A 23,541-nucleotide genomic window follows, 5' to 3' on the forward strand; every position below is an offset into this window, starting at 1 on the left:
GAATACTATAAATAATAAGTTTCGAAAGGATAAAATGAATAATAAAGAAGAAAAAGTTCAATGCCAAAAGTTATGGGCAAATAATAAATACTTAGTTCTAAGTCACTCAAGTAAAATATACTTAGAAATTAGAACGTATTTAAAGCAAGAAGAAGTATCACTGAGTAAAGTGAGTGAACTTATAAATCAAGCAATAAGTTTACCAGAAGATAAAGGACAAGTAACGAATGCGCTTCATCATGTCTGGGGATATTTTAAAAAATATGCAACAAAAGAAGAAAAAGATCTTTTTTTTGAAATGATTGAAGAATATCATAATAATAAATATAAAAAAGAAGATTTGATAAATGAAGTAAAATATCTTCTAAAGAAATATCCAAATAGATATTTGGAAGAATCTACTTTTATCAATGGAGGACAAGATGAGACTTTGGCATGAAGAACTAATATCAAAACTACCAAGGCAACAACTTTTAGGTCAACATAGAGAATGCTGCGCATTAAGAGGAAATGGTTGGGGTAAGAGACATGCAACGGTAGATTATGTATTTGAACATAAGCCATTTTTCCTTTTTAAGTATCATGAATTAATCATGCAGGAAATGAAGAATAGAGGATATAATGTTAGTAAAGAATGGCTAGATAAAAATTATAGAGGAAAAATTTGTGCTCCACACAACGATCTAAAAGAGTATAAAATAAATAAGCCGATTTATAAAGAACACGATGCAGCATACTATGATGAGTGTATTGAGAATTTAGCTCAAAAGGATATTTTTATCTGGTAGTAATTAAGAAAAGATTGTTTTATTGACAATTAATAATAAAAGTAGTAATATTAATTTACTTGCAAGCGCAAGTAAATTAAGAGGTGACAAATGAATAATGAAGAAGTAGTAAATAAATGGATAGCATTTCATAGTAATATGAAACAAATAAGTACTGAATTAGAAGATGCCTTATCAAAAGGAGAGCATCCAATAACTTTAAATGAATACTATAGCCTACATTACTTGAATGAAACCGAAGGAAATATATTAAGAATGACAGATTTAAGTACTAAGATTTCATTAAGTTTAAGTGCAACATCAAGAATGTTAGCTAAATTTGAGAATACGTGTGGTGTAATAGAAAGATTTTCTTCTGCTGAGGATAAGAGAGGTGTATGTATAAAATTAACACCTAAAGGAAAAAAGTACCTAGAAAATACTACGGGTATAGTTACAGATGTATTAAATAGAAATAGTGATAAAATATAAAATCAGAATTTATTATTTTGATTTTTATATTTTACTAATGTACTTGTTTGTGCAAGCAAATATTTTCAAATAAAAGTTAGGAGAATTAAAATGACAAAATTAACAAATCAACCAGTAAAAGATAGAGCAGAACATAATGCATATTTTCCATCAGACTATTCTTTGAGTATATATACAAGCCCTGTAACAAATTTTGATGGTTTTAAATTTGAAAACACATATAGTGGTGAAAAGAATAAAATTTTAATGATAGCGACAGATGAAAGATATTTACAAATGTCTAATGGAAAGTATTTTTCGACAGGTAATCATCCTGCAGAAACATTATTACCAATGTTACATATAGATGGTGCTGGATTTGAGATAGATATTGTTACTTTATCGGGAAATTCTGTAAAATTAGAGATGTGGGCAATGCCAGAAAAAGATGAGAATGTTATGAAGCTTTATAATAAATATATAGAAAAATTTGAGAATCCTATTAAATTAGACAGAATTTTGGAGAAGATTACTTCAGAAAATTCACCTTATTCAGGAGTTTTTATACCAGGTGGTCATGGTGCAATGATTAACTTGCCTGAAAGTAGAGAAGTAAAAGAGGTTCTTAAATGGGCAATTAAAGAGAATAAAAAAATCATAACACTTTGTCATGGTCCAGCTGCATTAATTTCAGGAAATATTGATGAATCAGAGTTCTTATTTAAAAATTATGAAATGACTGTTTTCCCAGATAGTATAGATGAGGGAGCAAACCAAGAAATTGGCTATATGCCAGGAAAATTAAAATGGTTATTAGCTGAAAAGCTAGAAAGTTTGGGTGCGAAAATAGTAAATGAAGCAATAAGCGGTCAGGTTCATATAGATAGAAACTTAATAACTGGAGACAGTCCTCTTGCAGCAAATCAACTAGGAATTGTAGCTGTAGATGAGTTGTTAAAAATGGTAAATAAATAGAGGTGATAATTATGAAAATTTCAATTTTAAATTTAGCTCCATTAAGACAGGGGCAGAATTTTAAAGATGCTATTGAAGCAATGGTTAAATTAGCTAAAAAGGCTGATGAATTAGGATATGAAAGATATTGGATTGCAGAACATCATAATACTAAAAGTGTAGCAAGTAGTGCGACACAATTACTAATACAACGTACATTAGATAATACAAAAAATATTAGAGTAGGATCAGGTGGAGTAATGTTGCCTAATCATAGTCCTTATATAGTTGCTGAACAATATGGAACTTTGGAGACTCTTTATCCAGGTAGAGTTGATTTAGGTTTAGGTCGTGCTCCAGGTACTGATTATAACACTGCGCGAGCTATTAGAAGAAACACAAATAGAGAGATGGATTTTAAAAAAGAAGTCGTGGAGCTATCTGGGTATTTTAAAGATACAAGACCTGTTCATGCATATCCAGCTGCCGGGCTTGATGTTCCACTATACATATTAGGTTCAAGTACTGATAGTGCATATGTAGCTGCTGAGCTAGGATTACCTTATTCATTTGCATCGCATTTTGCTCCAGCTATGATGGAAAATGCAGTAGCAATTTATAGACATTACTTTAAACCATCAGAAGTTTTAAGTGAGCCGTATGTAATTTTAGGTGCTAATGCAGTTGTTGCAGATACCGATGAAGAAGCAAAAAGATTATCAACAACTCAGATTCAATCATTTTTAAATATCATTACAAGTAATCCTCAAGGTATGGTTCCTCCAGTACAATCGGAAGAAGCGGTTTGGAAAAATTATATAGCTACAACTAAAGTGCCACATTTTGGGCCAATTGCATTTGAACATGATGAGATAGTTGATCATGAGAAAGCTGTCGTTGATCAGATGACAAAAATCTCATTTATTGGTAATAAGGAAACTGTGAAAAATCAAATTTTAGATTTGAAAAATAGGGTAGAATTCGATGAATTAATGATAAATTCATATATTTATGACGAAAAAGCACAGCATCATTCATATGAACTATTAAAAGAGGTTATTGATGATATTAATGGATAGGTTATTGGTGAATTTAGAAATACTACTTCTTAATTGTTAAAATTTATAATTTTTTGAAAACTAAATTGATGACAAAAGTAGATAATTAGTGTATTATGAAATCAAATAAACTTAATAATAGTAAAAAAGAGGTAAATTATGGAAAAATATCTAATTAATGACGAATTTGTCAATGTAAAATCAAGAGTAGATGAATATTTAGAAAAAAATAACATTCATCAATTTTTAAATATAAACCAAGGTGAATATGCTAAAAATGTTGGTTTAGAATTAGAGGATATTCAATATGTAGTATTTGGTAATCCAAAAGTAGGAACATTACTAATGCAAGATGACTTATATCTAAGTTTTAACCTACCGCTTAAATTATTACTTATTAAGAGAGATGATAAAACAGAAGTATTATATGAAAAACCTACTTCATGGTTAAAAGAAGAACATTCTGATAGAATAAAAGACATTTTACCAAAAATGGATAATTTGTATTTAGATATCATTAAGTATCTAGAAGTATAATTAAGAATTGTTTATTTTAGATAAAAAAATTAAATAAGGAGAATTATAGATGAAATTGATTTTCTATAATTCTTCTTTTTTTATTCAAAATACATCTAAAACTAATTTTAACAATGGTTATTAAGAGTAATTTATGATAAACTGTTATTAGTATACATAGGAGGTATGAAGAATGTTAAAAACAAATTTTTTAGATGTAGAATTATCTAACCCATTAATGAATGCATCAGGGGTACACTGTATGACGATCGTGGAACTAGATGAACTAGCGAATAGTGAAGCGGGGGCTTTTGTTACAAAGACTGCAACTCGTGATTATAGAGAAGGTAACCCTGAACCAAGATATTATGATACTGCTTTAGGAAGTATAAATTCAATGGGATTACCGAATAATGGTTTAGATTATTATTTAGATTATGTTATTGAACGTCAAAAATCAGGTGCAAAATTGCAGTTTTTATCGGTAACAGGTATGAGTTATGATGAAAATATTGGTCTATTAAAGAAAATTCAAGAAAGTGAATATGAAGGTGTGACTGAATTTAATCTATCATGTCCAAATGTACCAGGAAAACCTCAGATTGCTTATGATTTTGAACTTACAGATAAATTGTTAGCTGAGGTATTCACATTCTTTACAAAACCTATTGGGGTAAAACTACCTCCGTATTTCGATATTGCTCATTTTGACGAAATGGCTAAAATTCTTAATAAATATCCTCTTACATATGTTAATAGTGTAAATAGTGTAGGAAATGGTTTATATATTGATTTAGATAAAGAACAAGTAGTTATTAAGCCAAAAGGTGGTTTTGGAGGACTTGGTGGAAAATATATTAAACCAACAGCATTAGCTAATGTTCGTGCATTTAGAGAACGCTTGAATCCTAGTATAAAAATTATTGGAACTGGTGGAGTTATAAATGGTAAAGATGTATTTGAACATATTCTATGTGGTGCTGATTTAGTGCAAGTAGGAACAACTCTTCATAAGGAAGGAGTTTCAGTTTTTGCTAGACTAACTAAAGAACTTCAAGAAGTGATGAAAGAAAAAGGGTACTCAAGTTTAGATGACTTTAGAGGTAAATTAAAGGTAATAGAATAAATAATTAGCATACATATAGTATAAATTTTAATCAAGGATGAAAATGTAAAAGAAAAATAGATAACACTTGAAAATCATTTTGAAAATTGTTATTATATATTGTACAGACAAAATATAGCACATATAAAGGCAAGAATATGGCTTGCAAGTTTCTACCATCAGACCGTAAATTTGATGACTATGGGCATTCTTATTATAATGTTATTGGAGTTGGTCCAAAAATCCTAGATTTTAAAAAAGTTTACAAGAAAACTCATAGACGCAGTGGTTTATTGATATCTAAATTCGCTTTATAAAAGCTTTTTAGATATCTAATAAACTGTGCGGGGATGACTCGACAAAATCGATTTCCCCGAAATCACGATTTTTGAGTCACTCCCAACTATTTGTAGTAGAATTTTAAATCGCCTATAAGTAATTATAGGTGATTTTTTGTATTTATATAGTTATATTTGTCAAAAATAATATATAACTAAGGAGAAAAGAATCTTGAAAACTTTTATTTTAAGTTTACAGCACGTACTAGCGATGTACGCAGGAGCGGTAATTGTACCGATAATTGTTGCTGGAGGTCTAGGTCTTTCAGCAGAACAAACAACGTATTTAGTGTCAGTTGATATTTTTATGTGTGGGGTGGCAACATTCTTACAAGTATATAAAGGTAAATTTACAGGTATTGGGTTACCTGTTGTTCTTGGATGTACTTTCACAGCAGTTGCGCCGATGATAGCTATAGGAAATAGCTCAGGATTACCAACTATGTATGGAGCAATTTTTGTTTCAGGGTTAGTGGTAGTTGTAATAGCACCATTTTTTGCTAAGGTGGCTAAGTTATTCCCACCAGTAGTTACAGGTAGTGTTGTAACAATTATAGGTATTACATTAGTACCAGTTGCGATGAATTATATTGCAGGTGGACAAGGATCGAAAGATTTTGGAAATCCAAAAAACATAGTATTGGCATGTATTACGCTTGCAATTATTTTAGTAATTTATAAATTTACTACTGGATTTATTCAATCAATAGCAATTTTATTAGGTTTGGTATCAGGAACTATTATTGCTAGTTTTATGGGAATGGTAAGCTTAACAGAAGTTACTCAAGCAGGTTGGTTCCAACATCCAACACCATTTAAGTTCGCTGGTTTCGAATTCAATATAAGTGCGATTTTAACATTTGTTATAGTTGGAATAGTTAGTATGATTGAATCGACTGGTGTATATTATGCCCTAGGAAATATCTGTAATCAAGAGGTTAAAGAACCTGATTTAAGAAGAGGATATTTAGCGGAAGGATTAGCGGTTATGATTGGATCATTAGTAAATGCCTTCCCATATACTACTTATTCTCAAAACGTAGGACTTGTACAAATTTCAGGTGTGAAAAGTAAAAAAGTAATGTATGTAATGGTACTGTTACTTCTAGTTTTTGGATCAATTCCAAAAATTGGAGCTTTAGCTACAATCGTACCTCAACCAGTACTAGGAGGGGCAATGATTAGTATGTTTGGTATGGTACTTGCATATGGTGTGAAAATGTTAGGGAATACTGATTTTGCTAAACAAGAAAATCTTATGATAATTGCTTGTTCTGTTGGTTTAGGATTAGGTGTAACAACAGTTCCTACAGCATTTGCTCAATTACCAAGCTTTATCCGTATGTTTACTGATAGTGGTATTGTATTAGGTACAATTGTTGCGATTGTAATGAACCTGATTTTTAATAGAAAATCAAAACAAAAAAATAACTAACTAATAGAGATAAATATTTTTAATCTAAATACTTTAATTAGAAAATAGAATTATAATGAATGACTCAGGAAGAATAGATTTTTTTAAATCATGATTTTTGAGTCGTTCATTTTTATTTATATATGCCTAAAAATCAATGTTTTTTGTATACAAAATACCCCATATGTAGTATAATTTAATAAAGGTCAATTTTAGTCAATAAAGGAGGTGCCCTTATTATGAATAATAATATGACAGATATACTTGAACAATATATTATGAATTTGTTCAAAGAAGCTACAGAAGATCATATAATTATAAAAAGAAGTAATGTCGCACAAAAATTTGACTGTGTACCATCTCAATTGAATTATGTAATAAAAACGAGATTTACACCAGAACATGGATTTATTATTGAGAGTAAACGAGGTGGAGGTGGATTTATAAGAATCACAAAAATAACTCTCCACACAAATAAAGACTATATAGATTACTTGATTGAAACTGTAGATAATGAAATTATAGAAGTAGAAGAAGCTATGAGATTAGCTAAAATACTACTCGAAAAAGAATATATTGATAAATTTGATTACAATCATTTTATCGATAGTATAGAAATTATTTCATCCGTTCATAATCAATTTTTAGATTATATCGATGAAAATAGTGCAGAAGAAATGATTAATCAAACAAAATCAAATATTAAGGATTTGACAATCAGATTCTTAACAAATATAAAGTATAATAAGAGGGGATGATGTTATGTATATAAGATTTAATGAAACGGCCCTTATGGTATTAACAACAGCAAAAGAAGAAGCAAATGATTTTGGAGTTAAAGCTGTAGGAACAGAACATTTATTATTAGCTATGTTAAGTATGCAAAATACAATATCATGTAAAATGCTTAACAGACATGGTGTTTACTATGATGATTTTAGAAAAAGTGTAGTAGACTTTTATGAAGCGGAATTAGAAGGAACAGATTTTTATCGTAATGTTCTAATGAAGATTGATTATACTAACGGATCTGTTAGAACGATAGAAAATAGTCAAAGATATGCTGATGATACTTCTAGTTTTGTTGTTACAAGTGAGCACTTGTTATTATCACTACTAGAAGAAGAAACAGGAACAGCAGTCCGTCTATTAACTGATAAACTAGGTGTAAATGTAGATGTGATAGTTGATGAGTTATTGGATTTGGTGAAAAAAAATCTTGCACTAGTATCTAAGTTATATGAAGGATTTAAGAAAATAGCTGGATCAGATAATAGCTCAGCAAAAACTAAAACACTAAACTCTTTGGCAAAAGATTTAACAAAAGATGCTTTTAACAATAAATTAGATCCTGTATTAGCTCGTGATAAAGAAATTACACGTATGATTGAAATTTTAAATAGACGAACTAAAAATAATCCGGTGTTGATAGGTGAGCCTGGAGTTGGGAAAACAGCTATAGTAGAAGGATTAGCAGAGAGAATTGTTTCTCAAAATGTTCCTAGTAATCTTCTAGGTAAAAGAGTGATGGTACTCGATATGGGAACATTGCTTGCTGGAACTAAGTATCGTGGTGAATTTGAGGAAAGATTAAAAAACATTATTTCTGAAATTGAAGATGCAGGTGATATTATACTATTTATAGATGAAATTCATACTATAATTGGTGCAGGGGGAAGTGAAGGAAGTGCAGACGCATCAAATATTCTTAAACCCGCCTTGTCTCGTGGTTTAATTCAATGTATAGGTGCTACAACTACTGAGGAATATAGAAAATATTTTGAAAAAGATGCAGCATTAGAACGTCGTTTCCAACCAATTAAGGTTGAAGAACCAAGTACTGAAAATTCAATTAAAATTCTTGAAGGCTTACGTCATAAGTATGAAGAACACCATGATGTAGAAATTTTAGATGAAGCTATTGATTCAGCGGTTAAATTAAGTACTACGTATATTACAGATAGATGTTTACCAGATAAAGCAATTGATTTAATTGATGAAGCATGTTCAAAAGTTAAATTAAGATATTATAAATCACCAGAAAAATTAAAAGAATATGAAGATGAACTAAGTCGTTTAAATAAAGAAAAAGATAGAGCTGTAATAAACCAAGAATTTGAAATAGCAGCTAAGAAACGTGATGAAGTTAATAAGATAATCAGTAAGATTGAAGAATTTAAAATATCTTGGCAAGATAGTTTATCTAAAGATAAAATAAAGATTACTGCTGATCATATAGCAGAAGTTCTTGCAGCTTGGACTGGTGTTCCAGTTACAAAACTAACAGAAACTGAAAGTGAAAGACTATTAAAATTAGAAGAAATTCTACATAAGCGTGTTATTGGCCAAGATGAAGCGGTAGTGAGCTTAGCTAAGGCAGTTAGAAGAGCGAGAAGTGGATTTAAAGCACCGAATAGACCAATTGGAAGTTTCATCTTCTTAGGACCTACTGGGGTAGGTAAAACAGAACTTGCCAAAAGCTTATCAGAAGCATTGTTTAGCTCTGAAGATAATATGATTCGAATTGACATGAGTGAGTATATGGAACCACATTCAATTAGTAGATTAGTTGGAGCTCCTCCTGGGTATGTTGGTCATGAAGAAGCAGGACAACTATCAGAACAAGTTCGTCAAAAACCATATTCTGTAATATTATTTGATGAGATTGAAAAAGCACATCCATCAATCTTTAATATCCTACTTCAAGTATTAGATGATGGTCGTTTAACAGATGCTGCTGGTCGTGTGGTAGATTTCAAAAATACTATTATAATAATGACTTCGAATGTTGGAGTAAGTGAGCTTAACGATCAGAAATTCGTAGGTTTTGGAGGAAGTGATTCAATTAAGAATGATTATAAAAATGTTCAAAACACTATGATGGAAGCATTGAAAAAACAATATCGTCCAGAATTCTTAAATAGAATAGATGATATAATTGTTTTCAAAACTCTTGAAAAAGAAGAGTTAGAAAAAATCTCAGAATTATTAATAGATGGTTTATCTAAGAGATTAGAAGATAGAAACATTACTATTAAACTTACTAAAAAAGCAATGGCTAAGATTGTTGAAGATGGTAGTATTAAAGAATACGGTGCTCGTCCATTAAAACGAAGTATTCAAAAAAATATTGAAGACTTGTTAAGTGAGGAATTATTGCAAAATCCTGAATTAACTGGAACAATCAATATTGATTATAAAAAAGATAGTTTTGTTGTAAAGAAGACTAAGAGGTAGTTATGGCGAAGGTAAATGTTAAGTATGAATGTAATGCCTGTGGTTACCAAAGTTTAAAATATATGGGAAGATGTCCAAATTGTAAAAAATGGGCATCTATGGAAGAAGTAGTCGAAGCAAAAAAAGCGACAAAACATACAGAATTTGAAGTTAAAACAAACGATACAGAGCGTGTAGAAGCTGGGAAACTAAAATCAGTTTCTACACAGGATGTACCAAGGACTCTTACTGATAGCAGTGAACTAAATAGAGTTCTAGGGGGAGGCGTTGTTGGTGGTTCTTTGGTACTTTTAGGAGGAGATCCAGGTATTGGAAAATCTACATTACTTCTACAAATCTCAGCATATTTAGCAAAAGAACATGATGTTTTATATGTTACTGGGGAAGAGTCAGTAAGACAAGTTAAAATAAGAGCTGATAGATTGAAAAATAACACTGATGAACTTTTTGTCTATGCACAAACAGACTTAAACTTAATTTATCAAGTTGTTAAGAAAATTAAACCACAGTTTTTAGTTATTGACTCTATTCAAACAATCTACAATCCTAATTTAGAGAATTCACCTGGTAGTATAACTCAAGTAAGAGAATGTACTCAACAACTTATGAAGATTGCTAAGAGTTTAAATATTGCTATATTTATAGTAGGTCATGTTACTAAAGAGGGAACAATCGCAGGTCCACGTATGTTGGAGCATATGGTTGATACGGTACTTTATTTTGAAGGTGAAGGTCAACATAGTTATAGAATACTAAGAGCGGTTAAAAACCGTTTTGGGTCTACTAATGAAATTGGTATTTTTGAGATGAAACACAGTGGTCTTGAAGACTTGGCGAATCCGTCTCAAATGTTCTTAGAAGAAAGAAGTAAAAACCTTGCTGGAGCAACTATAATTAGCACTATGGAAGGTAGTAGACCACTTCTTGTAGAAATACAATCATTAACTACACCGACAGCATTTAATAATCCGAGAAGAATTTCTACTGGACTTGAATATAATAAGTTAATATTATTAATGGCTGTCTTAGAGAAAAAAGCTGGTTATTTATTACAACAACAAGATGTGTACGTCAAAGTCTCTGGTGGAGTTAAAATTGATGATCCAGCAGTTGATTTAGGGGTTGTGATGGCAGTAGCTTCAAGTTTCAAAGATATCGCTGTAAATATGAATGATTGTTTCATTGGAGAAGTCGGTTTAACTGGAGAAGTAAGAAGAGTTAGTAGAATTGAACAGAGGATAAATGAAGCTAAAAAACACGGCTTTAGGCGAGTAATTGTTCCAGTTGGTAATATGAAAAATGCTGATTTTCCAGAGGGTATTGAAATAATACCAGTAAAAGATATTCGTGAATGTCTTGATATTGCATTTGGCAATGTATTCTAACTATTATAGGAGATGGGTGAGGAAATTATTAATATGATTTTCTTATTCATCTCTTAGTATTAAAATTTATAAAAATATTTTAAAAAAACTTTTAATTTTTTCGATTTAGTTATGTTAATTTTAAGTAGAATGTAGTAGAATAGATAGAAGAGATGTTTTATATCTCTTTATATTAATAAAAAATATTTTTAAATTATTATTAATAATGTTATATTTAAAATTGAATATTATAAAGGAGTGATTTTTATGTTGAAAAAAGTTTTAATTATTATTTCCTTTTTTCTAGGAATAACAGTAGGAACACTTTCAACTAGTGCATTGATATACTATAATATTTTTGCATCATTGAGTGAGACGATGTTAAGACTTGTTGTTACAATTGGAACTACAGTAGTTTTTGTATTAATGTCTTTATTATTCTCAGATAGATTCGTAGCAATGTTAAAAAGAATCGAAGATCGTCTTTCAAAAACCCCAATACAAAAAATTGTATTCACTACAATTGGATTAATTCTTGGTCTGCTTTTGGCTAGTTTACTATCGTCAGGGGTAGACGTTATAGCAGGTGCAGGAATAATGGGAAGAATTATTTCTGCTGTAGTATATATCGTCTTTGGATACTTAGGATTGGTATTAGGATATAGACGTGAAGGAGAATTTTTAAATATCTTTACGGCATTCAAATTTGGGAACAAACCTAAAGAGAAAGAACCAAAAGTTAACACAAAGAAGACTTTATCGAAAGTTGTGGATACGAGTGCATTAATTGATTCACGTATTCAAGATGTTGCGAAAACTGGGTTTTTAGAAGGTAAGATTATTGTTCCAGAATTCGTTCTAAAAGAATTACAGCTGATTTCGGATTCTGAAGATCCATTAAAACGTGCAAAAGGTCGTCTAGGCTTAGATTGTGTTGAGCATCTTCAAAAAATGAGAGAAATTGATCTTGAAATCGATAATAAGTATAAATATAATGAGCATAAGGGTGTAGATAATTTATTAATAGACTATGCTATAAAATATAAATGTGCTATTATTACAACTGATTATAATCTTAATAAACTTGCGACTTTACAAGCTATCAAAGTGCTTAATGTAAATGATTTAAGTAATGCTGTCAAACCGATGTTAACAACAGGGGAAAGATTGAAAGTTCAGGTATTAAGAGAAGGTAAAGAGAGTAATCAAGGTGTAGCTTATACAGAGGATGGAACAATGATCGTTGTTGAAAATGGTAAACGTTCAGTTGGTAAAACTGTTGAAGTAGAAGTACAAAGTGTCTTACAAACATCTTCAGGAAGAATTATCTTCACCAAGATTGTTTAATAAATTTGCTTTTTTTGAAAAAATGTGTTAATATAAGTTATATTGTATTAACGAATGATTATTTTAGGAGGAGAGTATGCACACTTTTTTAATGACAATGGCAATAGTGAGCAGTATTCTGCTAATTGTAGTAGTTTTATTACAAGAAAGTAAATCTGGAGGTCTTTCTGGATTAACTGGTGGAGCAGAAGAACTGTTTGGAAAACAAAAAGTAAGAGGTGCTGAATTAGTTTTACAAAGAATTACAGTAGTACTAGGACTAATATTTTTTATATCACTAGTGTGTCTTACTTGGTTAAAATTATAGACTAAAGATAATGAACCTAAAATGTAATTTCATTTTAGGTTTATTTTTATAGAAATAATTATATGTTGTATAATCTAAATTAAGGAGGATTATATGTTAGAAAAAATTGAAAAAATATTTAAAGAAGAAAAAGTTTTAAGTATAGAAGATTTAAAAGAAAAGTTAAATATTGAATCAGCAAAGGATTTTGTTGAATTAGTAAAAAATGTCGGGAAGTTAGAACGAAAACTTGCAATTACTCAGTTACTAAATGAGAAGTTTCTTTATGTTAAAGAAGCATTAGAAATTGAAGGGGTTATTAGATTACATCAAAAAGGTTTTGCTTTTGTCTATTCAGCAGATTTAGGAATAGAGGTATATGTTCCTAAAGGATTCACACAAAGTGCCATGACGGGTGATGTTGTATTAGTAAAAGTAGATAGTGTGTATAAGGATGATCGTAATCTTGAAGGAATAGTCCAAAAAGTATTGGAAAGAAATACTAAATACACAGTAGGTACATTAACTAATGCTAAGTTTTTCTCTTTTGTAAAAAGTGATGATAAAAATATTGTAAAATATATAAAAATAACAAATGCTAAAAACTTTAATTTAGTTGATGGTAGTAAGGTTTTAATTGAAATTACAGATTATTCAAAGGTTAGTTTTGAAGATCATAAGGGAATTATCATAAAATCAATTGGTCATAAGGATGACCCCGGTGTTGATATTCTTTCAGTAATCTATAAACACAATATTCCAAATGAATTCCCTCAAGAAGTACTTGAGCAAACTGAGAAAATAAGCGATGAAATAAAACTTGAAGATAAGTATAGAGATTGTACTAATGAAATGGTGGTTACCATTGATGGGGATGATGCTAAAGATTTAGACGATGCTATTTCGGTAGTTAAAACTAAAAAAGGTTATCGTCTAAAAGTATTCATAGCTGATGTTAGTAGATATGTGACGGAAGATAGTCCATTAGATAAAGAGGCAGCCAATAGGGGATGTAGTGTTTATTTAGCTGACAGAGTAGTTCCAATGTTACCAAGAAAATTATCTAATAACATATGTTCATTAAATCCTCATGTATTACGTTATACAATTTGTTGTGATATCGATTTTAATACTAAAGGATATCCAGAAAGTTACGATATATATCCAGCCATAATAAAATCTAAAGGACGATTGACTTATAAAAAAGTTAATGAAGTCTATGCAGAAAATAAAGAAACGATAGATGAATACAAAGAATATGTGCCTATGCTGAAGACAGCATTAGAATTATCAACAAAAATTCGTGCAAATAGAGAAACAAGAGGCGCTATTGATTTTGATAAACCGGAATCAAAAGTAGTGGTTGATGAGAATGGAGAAGTTTTAGATATTGTTCTTCGTGAAAGAGGTATATCAGAAAGATTAATTGAGGATTTTATGTTAAGTGCTAATGAAGTAATTGGAGAGCATTTTTACTGGATGCAAGTTCCATTTATTTATCGTATTCACGAAGAGCCTAAAATGGAAAAATTAAGACAGTTCTTTGATATTGCTGCAAGTCTTGGTTATAGAACAAAAGGTAAAATTGAAGAGATTGAACCTTATATGTTAGCAAATATGCTTAGAAAATTTAAAGGGGAAGTTGTAGAAACTATGCTTTCAACAATTCTTCTTAGAACTATGAATCAAGCTAGATATTCAATAAATAATATAGGTCACTTTGCACTTGCTACGAAATATTATACGCATTTTACATCACCAATCAGACGTTATCCAGACTTATTGGTACATAGAATGATTAGAACTTACTTATTTAATGGTGATGTATCTGATCAAACTATAGATAATTTTATCACTAGATTACCGGATTTAGCTGAGAGTTCTTCAGAATATGAAAAAAGAGCGGTTGATTGCGAACGTGAAGTCGATAGAATGAAAAAATGTGAATATATGTTAAAATATCAAGAACAGACATTTAGAGGTATTGTCTCAAGTGTTACGAACTTTGGTGTGTTTATTACTCTTGAACGAAGTAATATTGAAGGATTAGTGCATATTAAGGCAATGAATGATGATTATTATACATATGATCAGAAAAATATGTTATTAATTGGTCGTAGAAAGAAAAAAGTTTATAGACTTGGAGACGAAGTAATTGTTAAAGTAGCAAATGTTGATTTAGAAAATCAAGAAATAGACTTTAAAATATTGAAACACAAATCATTAATTAGTAAAAAATAGAGGATTAGATTATGGATAAAGAAATAAAAGTTATTGCCCAAAATAAAAAAGCTAATCATGATTATTTTATAGAAGAAACTTTTGAAGCAGGATTAGTTTTAACAGGTACAGAAATTAAATCTATTCGTAGAGGAAGAATCAATTTAAAAGATTCATACTGTCAAACAAGGCGAGGAGAAATGTTTGTTTACAATATGCATATTTCTCATTTTGAAGAGGGAAATAGATTTAATCATGAACCATTAAGAGTAAGAAAATTATTATTAAAGAAAAAACAAATTGCTTCATTAACAAATGTGCAAAATGAAATAGGGATGAGTATTGTTCCGTTGAAACTTTATATTAAAAATGGCTATGCAAAGCTTTTAATCGGTGTTGCTAAAGGTAAGAAAAACTACGATAAACGTCATGTATTGAAGCAAAAAGAAGCAAATAAAGAAATTAATCGTGTTTTAAAAGATAAGCAGAGATATTAAAAAACTACATATTATTACATGTTAAACAAAGGAAACATATCGTATTAATATTAACTACGATATGTTTTTTTTATATATAGTGTACAAAAATAATAGTAACATATATTAAATTTTGAAAAAAACAAATTTGATAAAATGATTTATAGAACTGTTATAAAAAAAGTTAGGAAAAATTTTCAAAAAAAAGTATAGTTTTTCCATTGATAAATAAGGATTTTTTAAAAATGTTGTAAAAATAACTAAAAAAACGCTTTACATTTAAATGAAAGCGTGCTACAATATTAAATGTAATCAAGAAAATCATTAAATAAATACTATCGAATATGTGGTATAAATAATAAAAAATAGAACAGATAAAAAACTGTTATATATCTAATTTAGCAAAAAAGTAGGTTTTATTCTAAAATAAAATAAAGATGAATTATTACAATATTTGATTTTTAGTTAATATATAACTTTGTTATTTATAATAATAGATTTTCACAAACCAAACAAAATATATTTATACAAAGGAGAAGTGTATTCATGGAAAAATTCACTCAGTTATTACAGCCTGTGGCTGATAATTTATATATTTCTGCACTTGTTGCATTAATTCCTATTGTGTTTTACTTAGTAGCACTTGCAGGATTAAAAGTTAAAGGTTGGCTAACAGGTTTATTAACTTTATTAGTAGCGATTGTAATTGCAATTTTATTCTTTAAAATGCCATTCCAATTCGCAGCGTTCTCAACATTACATGGTATGGTATACGGGGTTATGCCTATCGGTTGGATTATCTTAACATCAGTATTCTTATACAAAATGACAGTTAAAACTGGTCACTTCGATATTATCAGAGATAGTATTACTTCATTAACGGATGACCGTCGTATCCAAGCATTAATTATTGCATTCTCATTCGGAGCTTTCTTAGAAGGAGCAGCAGGATTCGGTGCACCAGTAGCAATCACAGCCTCACTATTAGTAGGTTTAGGTTTTAGACCACTTTACGCAGCAGGTGTTTGTTTAATCGCTAACACAGCGCCAGTAGCATTCGGAGCTGTAGGAGCACCGGTAACAGCAATGGATGGATTAACTACATACGCTAATGGATCTCCAATCGCAGCAGCGGAAATTGCAGCGATGATTGGACGTCAATTACCACTAGTGTCTATCTTTATTCCATTCTACCTAGTATTAATCATGGCTGGATTCAAGAAAACATTAGAAGTATGGCCAGCATTATTAGTATCAGGTGGATCATTTGCGATAGCACAATTCATAAGTTCTAACTATATGGGTGAACAATTACCTGACATTCTTTCATCATTAGTATCATTAATTTCTATGGTTGTATTACTTCAATTCTGGAAACCAAAAACAACTTGGAGATTCGCAGATGAAAAAGAAGTTGATGCAAATACAGCACATCCAAAACATAGTTTAAAAGAAGTATTAGTAGCATGGTCACCATTCGTTGTATTAACATTCGTAATCTTCATTTGGACAATGAAATCTTCTAAAGCATTCTTCAAAACTATCGCTTTAAATCCGAAGGTACCATTTATTCACAATAATATTATTAGTTCAGTATCAGGAAAAGAAATTGCAGCAGTATTTAAACTTGACCTAGTAGGTTCAATTGGTACAGCAATTTTAGTAGCAGCATTAATCTCTAAATTTATTATTAAAATTAGCTGGAAAGATGCAGGAGCAACTTTTGTTCAAACATTCAGCGAAGTAAAAATCGCATTATTAACAATCTCATTCGTTGTAGGATTTGCATATGTTATGAACGCATCAGGTATGTCAAATACTCTAGGTTATGCTCTAGCAGCAACTGGAGCAGCGTTCAAAGTATTATCTCCAGCACTTGGATGGATTGGAGTATTCATCACTGGTTCTGATACGTCAGCTAACTTATTATTCGCTAAATTACAACAAGTTACAGCTAGCCAAGTAGGAATGGATCCACTATTAGCAGTAGCGGCTAACGCATCTGGAGGAGTAGTAGGTAAAATGATTTCTCCACAATCTATCGCAGTAGCAGCAGCTGCTGTAGGATTAGTAGGAAAAGAGCCAGACTTACTTAAATTTACAGTTAAACACAGTTTCATCCTGTTAATAATTGTGTGTGCTATTATCGCACTTCAATCTACAGGAGTACTTGGATGGATGATTCCAGTACACCCATAATAAAAGAATAGTATTAAGGAAGATCGAGTTATACTTGGTCTTCTTTTTTTTGATGAAAGTGTTAACGAAAAAAAATATCTTAAAATAAAGTGTTTTCGCTAGTATATTTGTTTACAATAAAGGAAAATAGTGGTATTATTGATAAGTTAGATTAAATAAAATATGAATTTTAAGATTACATATATTTTATAAAGTAAGAACAAGGAGATAAAAATGTCAGTACAATTAAGAGATGATGTTAGAAATATAGCGATTATAGCCCACGTTGACCACGGTAAAACTACACTAGTTGATGAGCTATTAAAACAATCAGGAATTTTCCGCTCAAACGAGCACGTAGAAGAAAGAGCTATGGACTCTAACGATTTAGAAAGAGAACGTGGAATTACAATCCTAGCAAAAAATACAGCTATTGATTATAAAGGTAAAAGAATTAATATTCTTGATACACCAGGACACGCAGACTTCGGTGGAGAAGTAGAGCGTATCATGAAAATGGTAGATGGTGTTCTTTTAGTAGTAGATGCTTATGAAGGAACAATGCCTCAAACACGTTTCGTTCTTAAAAAAGCTTTAGAACAAAATTTAAAACCAATCGTTGTTGTAAACAAAATTGATAAACCATCAGCCCGTCCAGAGGAAGTAGTAGATGAGGTTATTGATTTATTTATCGAATTAGGTGCAAATGATGAGCAACTTGAATTCCCAGTTGTTTATGCATCAGCAATTAACGGAACAGCTTCTTTAGAGAGTGATCCAAGTGCGCAAGAAGAAAACATGCAATGTTTATATGAAACAGTAATTGATTACGTTCCATCACCAAAAGATAATAGAGACGAACCACTTCAATTCCAAGTTGCGTTATTAGACTATAATGACTATGTTGGACGTATTGGTATCGGACGTGTATTCCGTGGAAGTATGAAAGTAGGAGAATCGGTTTCTCTTATGAAACTTGACGGATCAGTTAAAAACTTCCGTGTAACTAAGATTTTTGGTTACTTTGGATTAAAACGTGAAGAAATTCAAGAAGCGCATGCAGGGGATATCGTTGCAGTAAGTGGTATGGATGATATTAACGTTGGGGAAACGGTTTGTCCAACAGATCACCAAGAAGCATTACCAGTACTTCACATCGATGAACCAACATTACAAATGACTTTCTTAGTTAATAACTCGCCATTTGCTGGTAAAGAAGGTAAATTCGTTACAGCACGTAAATTAGAAGATAGATTAATGCAACAATTAGAAACAGACGTTTCACTACGTGTTGAACCAAACACAAGTGATTCTTGGGTAGTTAGTGGACGTGGAGAACTTCACTTATCAATTCTTATCGAGAACTTACGTCGTGAAGGATATGAACTTCAAGTATCTAAACCAGAAGTAATCATCCGTAACATCGATGGTGTAGATTGTGAACCGGTTGAACGTGTTCAAGTTGATGTACCAGATGAAAGTGTTGGTGCTGTTATTGAATCATTAGGTCAACGTAAAGGGGATATGGTAGATATGCAAGCTGACGGAAATGGACAAACTCGTCTTATCTTTAACGTTCCAGCTCGTGGACTTATCGGATACTCTACTGAATTCATGTCTATGACTAAAGGATATGGTATTATTAACCACACATTCGATTCTTACCAACCAATGCAAAAAGGGCGTGTTGGTGGACGTCGTAATGGTGTATTAGTAGCTCTAGAAAATGGTCAAGCTACAGCATACTCTATCTCAAGTTTAGAAGATCGTGGTACAGTATTTATTGAACCTGGTACTGATGTATATGGTGGTATGATTGTTGGAGAAAACAGCCGTGAAAATGACTTAACAGTTAATATCACAAAAGCTAAAGCTCAAACAAACGTACGTTCTTCAACTAAGGATCAAACAGTAACACTTAAAAAAGCTCGTATCATGACTTTAGAAGAAAGTCTTGAGTACTTAAGTGATGATGAGTACCTAGAGGTAACTCCAGAGTCAATTCGTCTACGTAAAAAAGAATTAGATAAAGCAGCTCGTGAAAAAGCAGCTCGTAAAGCTAAATATTCAGAAGAATAGAAATAAAGAAACTTTCGAAGTAGGTAACTATTTCGAAAGTTTTTTGTATTATATGGTCAATTTAAAAATGTCCAAGAGTATTCGTATACTCTTGGACAAAATTAAATATTATTGATTTTTAATTTCTAAGTTTCCGTTATCTAAAGAGATATTATCTCCTTCTTTAACTTTTTCATATTGTTCTTTTGTAACGGTAACGTGTTTTGTTTCACCATCTTTAGTTTTAATTTCAAGCATATAAACTGGAACTTTTGAATCTTTAACATTATCCACTAATTCTTTTTGTTTATCGCTAGCCTGAACAGTATTGTGTGATGTAGCTGAATTAAATAGCGTATACCATAAAAGAGCGTTAGTTATCGTGCTACCTGAGAAGAAACCACTATTTCTATAGTTATTATTTATATAATCTGTATATTGTCTTTTATATCCTTGATTATTGTAGCTATTATAATCTTTATTATATGAGCCACCTGAGTTCTTTGTGAAGTTTTTTGTAGTTCCTGTAGTTGGTTTACTGCTAGCAGTTGATGTAGTAGGTTTAGAACTCGATTTACTACTAGATGGTTTAGAAGAACTAGGTTTAGAACTTGATCTTGATGCGCTAGGTCTTGCTGATGTTCCTTTAGCTTCTACTATATTTATACTTGATGCACTTAATGTAGAAAGAATAAGTGTCGAAGTAAGGAATAAACTTGTTAGTTTTTTTAAAGTACTCTTTTTCATAGTATTATCCTTTCGCAAAATTAATTGTTTTCTGTAGAACGTTTAGCTACTACAGTTCCCTCAATTTTTTCTTGTGAAGTTGATTCGTTTTTTACAATGTTTTCTATATTTGTTTTATCGTCGACTTGATTATCATTTGAAGATGAAGAAGCGTTATTGAAGTAATAATATAATCCTATACCAATTGCGGTAATTGATAATAAAGTAAGAAATATTTTTAAAAATCTAGCCATATTAGAATCCTCCTAATACGTATCCTTTTATATCTAATGCACGTTTTAGTCTATCATATTCTGATGCTGGTACTTCAATTTCTTCGCCATTTACTTGAGAAATAGTAGCATATTCATCGTTTAGACCTTTCCAAATATCAACAATATTGTTTAAGTTAATTAATCCACGATTTCCGTCGATTAGAGTAATTTCAAACCAATTCATAAAATTACCTCCTATATTTATTATGCTTAAATTATAACATAGTTTTTAAGAAAAAAATAGTATTGTAACTATGCATGTTACTTATAAGTTTTAAGTAATTATGTCGTTAAACTTATAAGTAAAATTAATGTATATTTTTTGAAAATTTGATATAATTAAATTAAGAATAATTTATAGTGAGGACAGAATGATGAAAATATCTGTGATAGGTTCGGGAAGTTGGGGAACTGCGTTAGCACAAGCAGTTGTTGATAACGGTCATGAATTACGCTTATATTCAAGAAGTGAGAAATCGAGAGATGAAATTAATGAAAACCACACTAATAGTAGGTATTTAAAAAATGCTGTTTTACCAAAAGAAGTGATTGCTACTAGCGATTTAAAAGAAGCAGTAGAATTTGCAGATGTAATTGTTATAGCAGTCCCTACAAAAGTGATGAGAGAAGTAGCAAGAGATATTAATAAATATTTAGAACGACCTAAGTTTATTATCCATGTTTCTAAAGGTTTAGAGATGGAAACTAATAAGAGAATGTCAGAAGTTATATCTGATGAAATTGATAGTGATAAATTAAAAGGAGTAGGAGTATTAAGTGGTCCTTCTCATGCAGAAGAATTAATATTAAGGAATCCTACAGTAGTTGCTATTGCATCTAAAAATGACGAATTAAATAAAATAGCTCAAGAGATATTCCACAATAAATATTTTAGAATATATGTTAATAAAGATATAATAGGTGTTGAAGTTGGCGGAGCGCTTAAGAATATTATTGCTCTTGGATGTGGAATGATTGATGGAATGGAATATGGTGATAATGCCAAAGCAGCTCTATTAACACGTGGACTAATTGAAATAACAAGATTAGGAAAAAAACTAGGGGCTGATGAAATGACGTTCTTAGGCCTAGGAGGAATAGGTGATTTAGTAGTAACATGTACATCTAAGCACTCAAGAAATTATAATTGCGGTTATTTAATAGGACAAGGATATTCATTAGAAGAAGCGATTGAAAAATTAGACATGGTAGCTGAAGGGGTGCGAACTACAAAAGTTTGTTATTTTTTATCAAAAAAATACGATGTTTATATGCCGATAACTGAAAATATTTATAAGGTACTATACGAAGGATTAAGCATTAAAGACTGTGTTAATAACCTTATGAATAAAATGGCAGCAGAAGAATTAAACAAATTTGAGTAAAATCAGTCTATACATTATTGTATAAATAAAAAAAATCAAAATAATTGTTAAAAATATTGCAAAAATGCTTAAAAAACGCTAAAATTCGGTAATAAAACCTTGATTATTAGCGATTTATATGGTAATATTTAATAAGTGAAACGGGAGAACCGTTACTCAATAATGGAGGTAAAGAATTAATGAACAAATCAGAATTAATTTCAAAAGTTGCTGAGAAATCAGGACTACAAAAAAAACAAGCAACTGCAGCTATCGAAGCATTCGTAGAAACAGTTGAAGAAACTTTAGCTAAAGGTGAAAAAATCCAAATTATCGGATTTGGTAACTTTGAAGTAAGAGAAAGAGCTGCTCGTAAAGGACGCAACCCTCAAACTAATGAAGTTATTGAAATCGCTGCAAGCAAAGTTCCTGCTTTCAAAGCTGGTAAAGCTCTTAAAGACGCAGTTAAATAATAACAATTTAATTCAAAAAGAGGAGTTACTACTTAGTAGCTCTTTTTTTTATAAAAAAATGGAGGATAGTTTTGAAAAATAAAGAACAATCACAAGAACTTATAAAAACATTATTAGAAAATATTGGAGAAGATACATCAAGAGCTGGATTACTAGATACACCAAAAAGATGTGTAAAAATGTATGAAGAGTTATTATCTAAAACAAATGTTGATCCAAAAGAGGAAATTAATACATTTTTTGAATCAGATAATGATGAACCTATTTTAGTAAAAGATATCCAGTTTTACTCATTATGCGAACATCACATGTTACCTTTTTATGGAGTTTGTCACATAGCTTATGTACCAAATAATAAGAAAATTACAGGGCTTAGTAAATTAGCTCGCCTTGTAGAAAGCGCAAGTCGCAGACTTCAAATTCAAGAAGATATGACATTGATGCTTGTAAATGCAATAGAAGAACAACTACAACCAAAAGGTGTGTATGTAATTATAGAAGCTGAGCATATGTGTATGGCTATGCGTGGAATTAAGAAAATTGGTTCTAAAACAGTGACTAGTAAGAAAACCGGTATTTTCTTAGAAGATACAGAATTAGTTAAGGATATTCAATATAAAATTAAGTTATAGTATTAATAGGAGTAGATTATGAAAGAAAGCAGCTATATTATTATTAGAGCTGAAGTCGATAATGTAAAAGTAATTACGAAAAAAACGAATAATGAAGAAGCTCTTGAAATATTAAATAAGGGAGAAGTTATAATTCTAAATATTTTTGATAATATCGTAAATTTTAAAGTACAGGGAAGAGCGAGAATAGTATCAAATTTAGATCAAGTTATTTCAGAATAAAAAAGTTCGCAGAAATTTTTCTGCGAACTTTTCAGGCTGTTGACAAATGCAGAAACTGCA

General features: G+C 30.6%; 24 protein-coding genes and 1 riboswitch. Of the genes, 21 read left to right on the forward strand and 3 right to left on the reverse strand.

The window, feature by feature from the left end:
• The 17 genes from HMPREF3186_RS04670 to typA all read left to right on the forward strand — a co-directional run.
• Positions 1 to 439: YbgA family protein (locus HMPREF3186_RS04670; RefSeq protein WP_231724162.1), on the forward strand; the 439-nt coding region annotated here is incomplete at its 5' end.
• Complete coding sequence (locus HMPREF3186_RS04675; protein WP_060914146.1) at positions 423 to 788, forward strand: TIGR02328 family protein; 366 nt, start codon at positions 423 to 425, stop codon at positions 786 to 788. The genes HMPREF3186_RS04670 and HMPREF3186_RS04675, both read left to right, overlap by 17 nt.
• Before the next feature lie 90 nt (positions 789 to 878).
• On the forward strand, positions 879 to 1,259 hold the full coding sequence (locus HMPREF3186_RS04680) for a MarR family winged helix-turn-helix transcriptional regulator (RefSeq protein ID WP_060914147.1): 381 nt from the start codon (positions 879 to 881) through the stop codon (positions 1,257 to 1,259).
• A gap of 90 nt (positions 1,260 to 1,349) precedes the next feature.
• On the forward strand, positions 1,350 to 2,213 hold the full coding sequence (hchA, locus tag HMPREF3186_RS04685) for a glyoxalase III HchA (RefSeq protein ID WP_060914148.1): 864 nt from the start codon (positions 1,350 to 1,352) through the stop codon (positions 2,211 to 2,213).
• An 11-nt stretch (positions 2,214 to 2,224) separates the two neighbouring features.
• Positions 2,225 to 3,271, forward strand: coding sequence for an LLM class flavin-dependent oxidoreductase (locus tag HMPREF3186_RS04690; protein ID WP_060914149.1), 1,047 nt, complete (start codon positions 2,225 to 2,227; stop codon positions 3,269 to 3,271).
• 138 nt (positions 3,272 to 3,409) lie between these two features.
• On the forward strand, positions 3,410 to 3,787 hold the full coding sequence (locus HMPREF3186_RS04695) for a DUF302 domain-containing protein (RefSeq protein WP_060914150.1): 378 nt from the start codon (positions 3,410 to 3,412) through the stop codon (positions 3,785 to 3,787).
• A gap of 172 nt (positions 3,788 to 3,959) precedes the next feature.
• A complete protein-coding gene (locus HMPREF3186_RS04700; RefSeq protein WP_060914151.1) occupies positions 3,960 to 4,892 on the forward strand; it encodes a dihydroorotate oxidase in 933 nt (310 codons plus the stop codon).
• A gap of 99 nt (positions 4,893 to 4,991) precedes the next feature.
• A riboswitch (purine riboswitch) is annotated at positions 4,992 to 5,093 on the forward strand.
• 288 nt (positions 5,094 to 5,381) lie between these two features.
• A complete protein-coding gene (locus HMPREF3186_RS04705) occupies positions 5,382 to 6,644 on the forward strand; it encodes a nucleobase:cation symporter-2 family protein (RefSeq protein WP_084812662.1) in 1,263 nt (420 codons plus the stop codon).
• Between the two features lie 218 nt (positions 6,645 to 6,862).
• Entirely contained in the window at positions 6,863 to 7,381 is a 519-nt protein-coding gene (locus HMPREF3186_RS04710; protein ID WP_060914152.1) for a CtsR family transcriptional regulator, read from the forward strand.
• Positions 7,382 to 7,385: 4 nt separating this feature from the next.
• Positions 7,386 to 9,860 carry an ATP-dependent Clp protease ATP-binding subunit gene (locus HMPREF3186_RS04715; protein ID WP_060914153.1) on the forward strand — a complete coding sequence of 825 codons (2,475 nt, stop codon included), beginning with the start codon at positions 7,386 to 7,388 and terminating at the stop codon, positions 9,858 to 9,860.
• Between the two features lie 2 nt (positions 9,861 to 9,862).
• Positions 9,863 to 11,245 (forward strand): DNA repair protein RadA, encoded by a 1,383-nt coding sequence (radA, locus tag HMPREF3186_RS04720; RefSeq protein WP_060914154.1) that lies wholly within the window; start codon positions 9,863 to 9,865, stop codon positions 11,243 to 11,245.
• Between the two features lie 246 nt (positions 11,246 to 11,491).
• Entirely contained in the window at positions 11,492 to 12,571 is a 1,080-nt protein-coding gene (locus HMPREF3186_RS04725) for a PIN/TRAM domain-containing protein (RefSeq protein ID WP_060914155.1), read from the forward strand.
• Positions 12,572 to 12,647: 76 nt separating this feature from the next.
• A complete protein-coding gene (secG, locus tag HMPREF3186_RS04730; protein ID WP_003144724.1) occupies positions 12,648 to 12,878 on the forward strand; it encodes a preprotein translocase subunit SecG in 231 nt (76 codons plus the stop codon).
• A 93-nt stretch (positions 12,879 to 12,971) separates the two neighbouring features.
• A complete protein-coding gene (rnr, locus tag HMPREF3186_RS04735) occupies positions 12,972 to 15,098 on the forward strand; it encodes a ribonuclease R (RefSeq protein ID WP_060914156.1) in 2,127 nt (708 codons plus the stop codon).
• Between the two features lie 11 nt (positions 15,099 to 15,109).
• Positions 15,110 to 15,574: an SsrA-binding protein SmpB gene (gene smpB / locus HMPREF3186_RS04740; RefSeq protein WP_003144718.1), complete on the forward strand. Its 465-nt coding sequence runs from the start codon at positions 15,110 to 15,112 to the stop codon at positions 15,572 to 15,574.
• A 525-nt stretch (positions 15,575 to 16,099) separates the two neighbouring features.
• Positions 16,100 to 17,752, forward strand: coding sequence for an L-lactate permease (locus HMPREF3186_RS04745; protein WP_060914157.1), 1,653 nt, complete (start codon positions 16,100 to 16,102; stop codon positions 17,750 to 17,752).
• Positions 17,753 to 17,965: 213 nt separating this feature from the next.
• Positions 17,966 to 19,810: a translational GTPase TypA gene (gene typA / locus HMPREF3186_RS04750; protein ID WP_060914158.1), complete on the forward strand. Its 1,845-nt coding sequence runs from the start codon at positions 17,966 to 17,968 to the stop codon at positions 19,808 to 19,810.
• A gap of 108 nt (positions 19,811 to 19,918) precedes the next feature.
• On the opposite strand, the gene HMPREF3186_RS04755 is transcribed toward typA, so the two are convergent.
• The 3 genes from HMPREF3186_RS04755 to HMPREF3186_RS04765 are packed head-to-tail and all read right to left on the reverse strand — an operon-like array spanning position 19,919 to position 20,974.
• Positions 19,919 to 20,536: a DUF7489 domain-containing protein gene (locus tag HMPREF3186_RS04755; protein WP_060914159.1), complete on the reverse strand. Its 618-nt coding sequence runs from the start codon at positions 20,534 to 20,536 to the stop codon at positions 19,919 to 19,921.
• A 20-nt stretch (positions 20,537 to 20,556) separates the two neighbouring features.
• On the reverse strand, positions 20,557 to 20,769 hold the full coding sequence (locus tag HMPREF3186_RS04760) for a hypothetical protein (protein WP_060914160.1): 213 nt from the start codon (positions 20,767 to 20,769) through the stop codon (positions 20,557 to 20,559).
• A gap of 1 nt (position 20,770) precedes the next feature.
• A complete protein-coding gene (locus HMPREF3186_RS04765; protein WP_060914161.1) occupies positions 20,771 to 20,974 on the reverse strand; it encodes a hypothetical protein in 204 nt (67 codons plus the stop codon).
• Between the two features lie 187 nt (positions 20,975 to 21,161).
• Here HMPREF3186_RS04765 and HMPREF3186_RS04770 point away from each other — a divergent pair, with 187 nt between their 5' ends.
• From HMPREF3186_RS04770 to mtrB, 4 genes are all read left to right on the forward strand, one after another.
• Entirely contained in the window at positions 21,162 to 22,175 is a 1,014-nt protein-coding gene (locus HMPREF3186_RS04770) for an NAD(P)H-dependent glycerol-3-phosphate dehydrogenase (RefSeq protein ID WP_060914162.1), read from the forward strand.
• Positions 22,176 to 22,354: 179 nt separating this feature from the next.
• Complete coding sequence (locus HMPREF3186_RS04775; protein ID WP_003144688.1) at positions 22,355 to 22,627, forward strand: HU family DNA-binding protein; 273 nt, start codon at positions 22,355 to 22,357, stop codon at positions 22,625 to 22,627.
• 71 nt (positions 22,628 to 22,698) lie between these two features.
• On the forward strand, positions 22,699 to 23,259 hold the full coding sequence (folE, locus tag HMPREF3186_RS04780; protein ID WP_060914163.1) for a GTP cyclohydrolase I FolE: 561 nt from the start codon (positions 22,699 to 22,701) through the stop codon (positions 23,257 to 23,259).
• Positions 23,260 to 23,277: 18 nt separating this feature from the next.
• Positions 23,278 to 23,481 (forward strand): trp RNA-binding attenuation protein MtrB, encoded by a 204-nt coding sequence (mtrB, locus tag HMPREF3186_RS04785; protein ID WP_003146887.1) that lies wholly within the window; start codon positions 23,278 to 23,280, stop codon positions 23,479 to 23,481.
• Positions 23,482 to 23,541 lie beyond the last annotated feature (60 nt).

Origin of the sequence: Gemella haemolysans, assembly GCF_001553035.1 — a bacterium.
In the GTDB taxonomy this organism is placed as follows: domain Bacteria; phylum Bacillota; class Bacilli; order Staphylococcales; family Gemellaceae; genus Gemella; species Gemella haemolysans_B.

Bases quoted from the DNA above. Each gene is read 5' to 3' on its own strand.
- HMPREF3186_RS04675 (WP_060914146.1), top strand. From the start codon at position 423: ATGAGACTTTGGCATGAAGAACTAATATCAAAACTACCAAGGCAACAA.
- HMPREF3186_RS04680 (WP_060914147.1), top strand. From the start codon at position 879: ATGAATAATGAAGAAGTAGTAAATAAATGGATAGCATTTCATAGTAAT.
- hchA (WP_060914148.1), top strand. From the start codon at position 1,350: ATGACAAAATTAACAAATCAACCAGTAAAAGATAGAGCAGAACATAAT.
- HMPREF3186_RS04690 (WP_060914149.1), top strand. From the start codon at position 2,225: ATGAAAATTTCAATTTTAAATTTAGCTCCATTAAGACAGGGGCAGAAT.
- HMPREF3186_RS04695 (WP_060914150.1), top strand. From the start codon at position 3,410: ATGGAAAAATATCTAATTAATGACGAATTTGTCAATGTAAAATCAAGA.
- HMPREF3186_RS04700 (WP_060914151.1), top strand. From the start codon at position 3,960: ATGTTAAAAACAAATTTTTTAGATGTAGAATTATCTAACCCATTAATG.
- HMPREF3186_RS04710 (WP_060914152.1), top strand. From the start codon at position 6,863: ATGAATAATAATATGACAGATATACTTGAACAATATATTATGAATTTG.
- HMPREF3186_RS04715 (WP_060914153.1), top strand. From the start codon at position 7,386: ATGTATATAAGATTTAATGAAACGGCCCTTATGGTATTAACAACAGCA.
- radA (WP_060914154.1), top strand. From the start codon at position 9,863: ATGGCGAAGGTAAATGTTAAGTATGAATGTAATGCCTGTGGTTACCAA.
- HMPREF3186_RS04725 (WP_060914155.1), top strand. From the start codon at position 11,492: ATGTTGAAAAAAGTTTTAATTATTATTTCCTTTTTTCTAGGAATAACA.
- secG (WP_003144724.1), top strand. From the start codon at position 12,648: ATGCACACTTTTTTAATGACAATGGCAATAGTGAGCAGTATTCTGCTA.
- rnr (WP_060914156.1), top strand. From the start codon at position 12,972: ATGTTAGAAAAAATTGAAAAAATATTTAAAGAAGAAAAAGTTTTAAGT.
- smpB (WP_003144718.1), top strand. From the start codon at position 15,110: ATGGATAAAGAAATAAAAGTTATTGCCCAAAATAAAAAAGCTAATCAT.
- HMPREF3186_RS04745 (WP_060914157.1), top strand. From the start codon at position 16,100: ATGGAAAAATTCACTCAGTTATTACAGCCTGTGGCTGATAATTTATAT.
- typA (WP_060914158.1), top strand. From the start codon at position 17,966: ATGTCAGTACAATTAAGAGATGATGTTAGAAATATAGCGATTATAGCC.
- HMPREF3186_RS04755 (WP_060914159.1), bottom strand. From the start codon at position 20,536: ATGAAAAAGAGTACTTTAAAAAAACTAACAAGTTTATTCCTTACTTCG.
- HMPREF3186_RS04760 (WP_060914160.1), bottom strand. From the start codon at position 20,769: ATGGCTAGATTTTTAAAAATATTTCTTACTTTATTATCAATTACCGCA.
- HMPREF3186_RS04765 (WP_060914161.1), bottom strand. From the start codon at position 20,974: ATGAATTGGTTTGAAATTACTCTAATCGACGGAAATCGTGGATTAATT.
- HMPREF3186_RS04770 (WP_060914162.1), top strand. From the start codon at position 21,162: ATGATGAAAATATCTGTGATAGGTTCGGGAAGTTGGGGAACTGCGTTA.
- HMPREF3186_RS04775 (WP_003144688.1), top strand. From the start codon at position 22,355: ATGAACAAATCAGAATTAATTTCAAAAGTTGCTGAGAAATCAGGACTA.
- mtrB (WP_003146887.1), top strand. From the start codon at position 23,278: ATGAAAGAAAGCAGCTATATTATTATTAGAGCTGAAGTCGATAATGTA.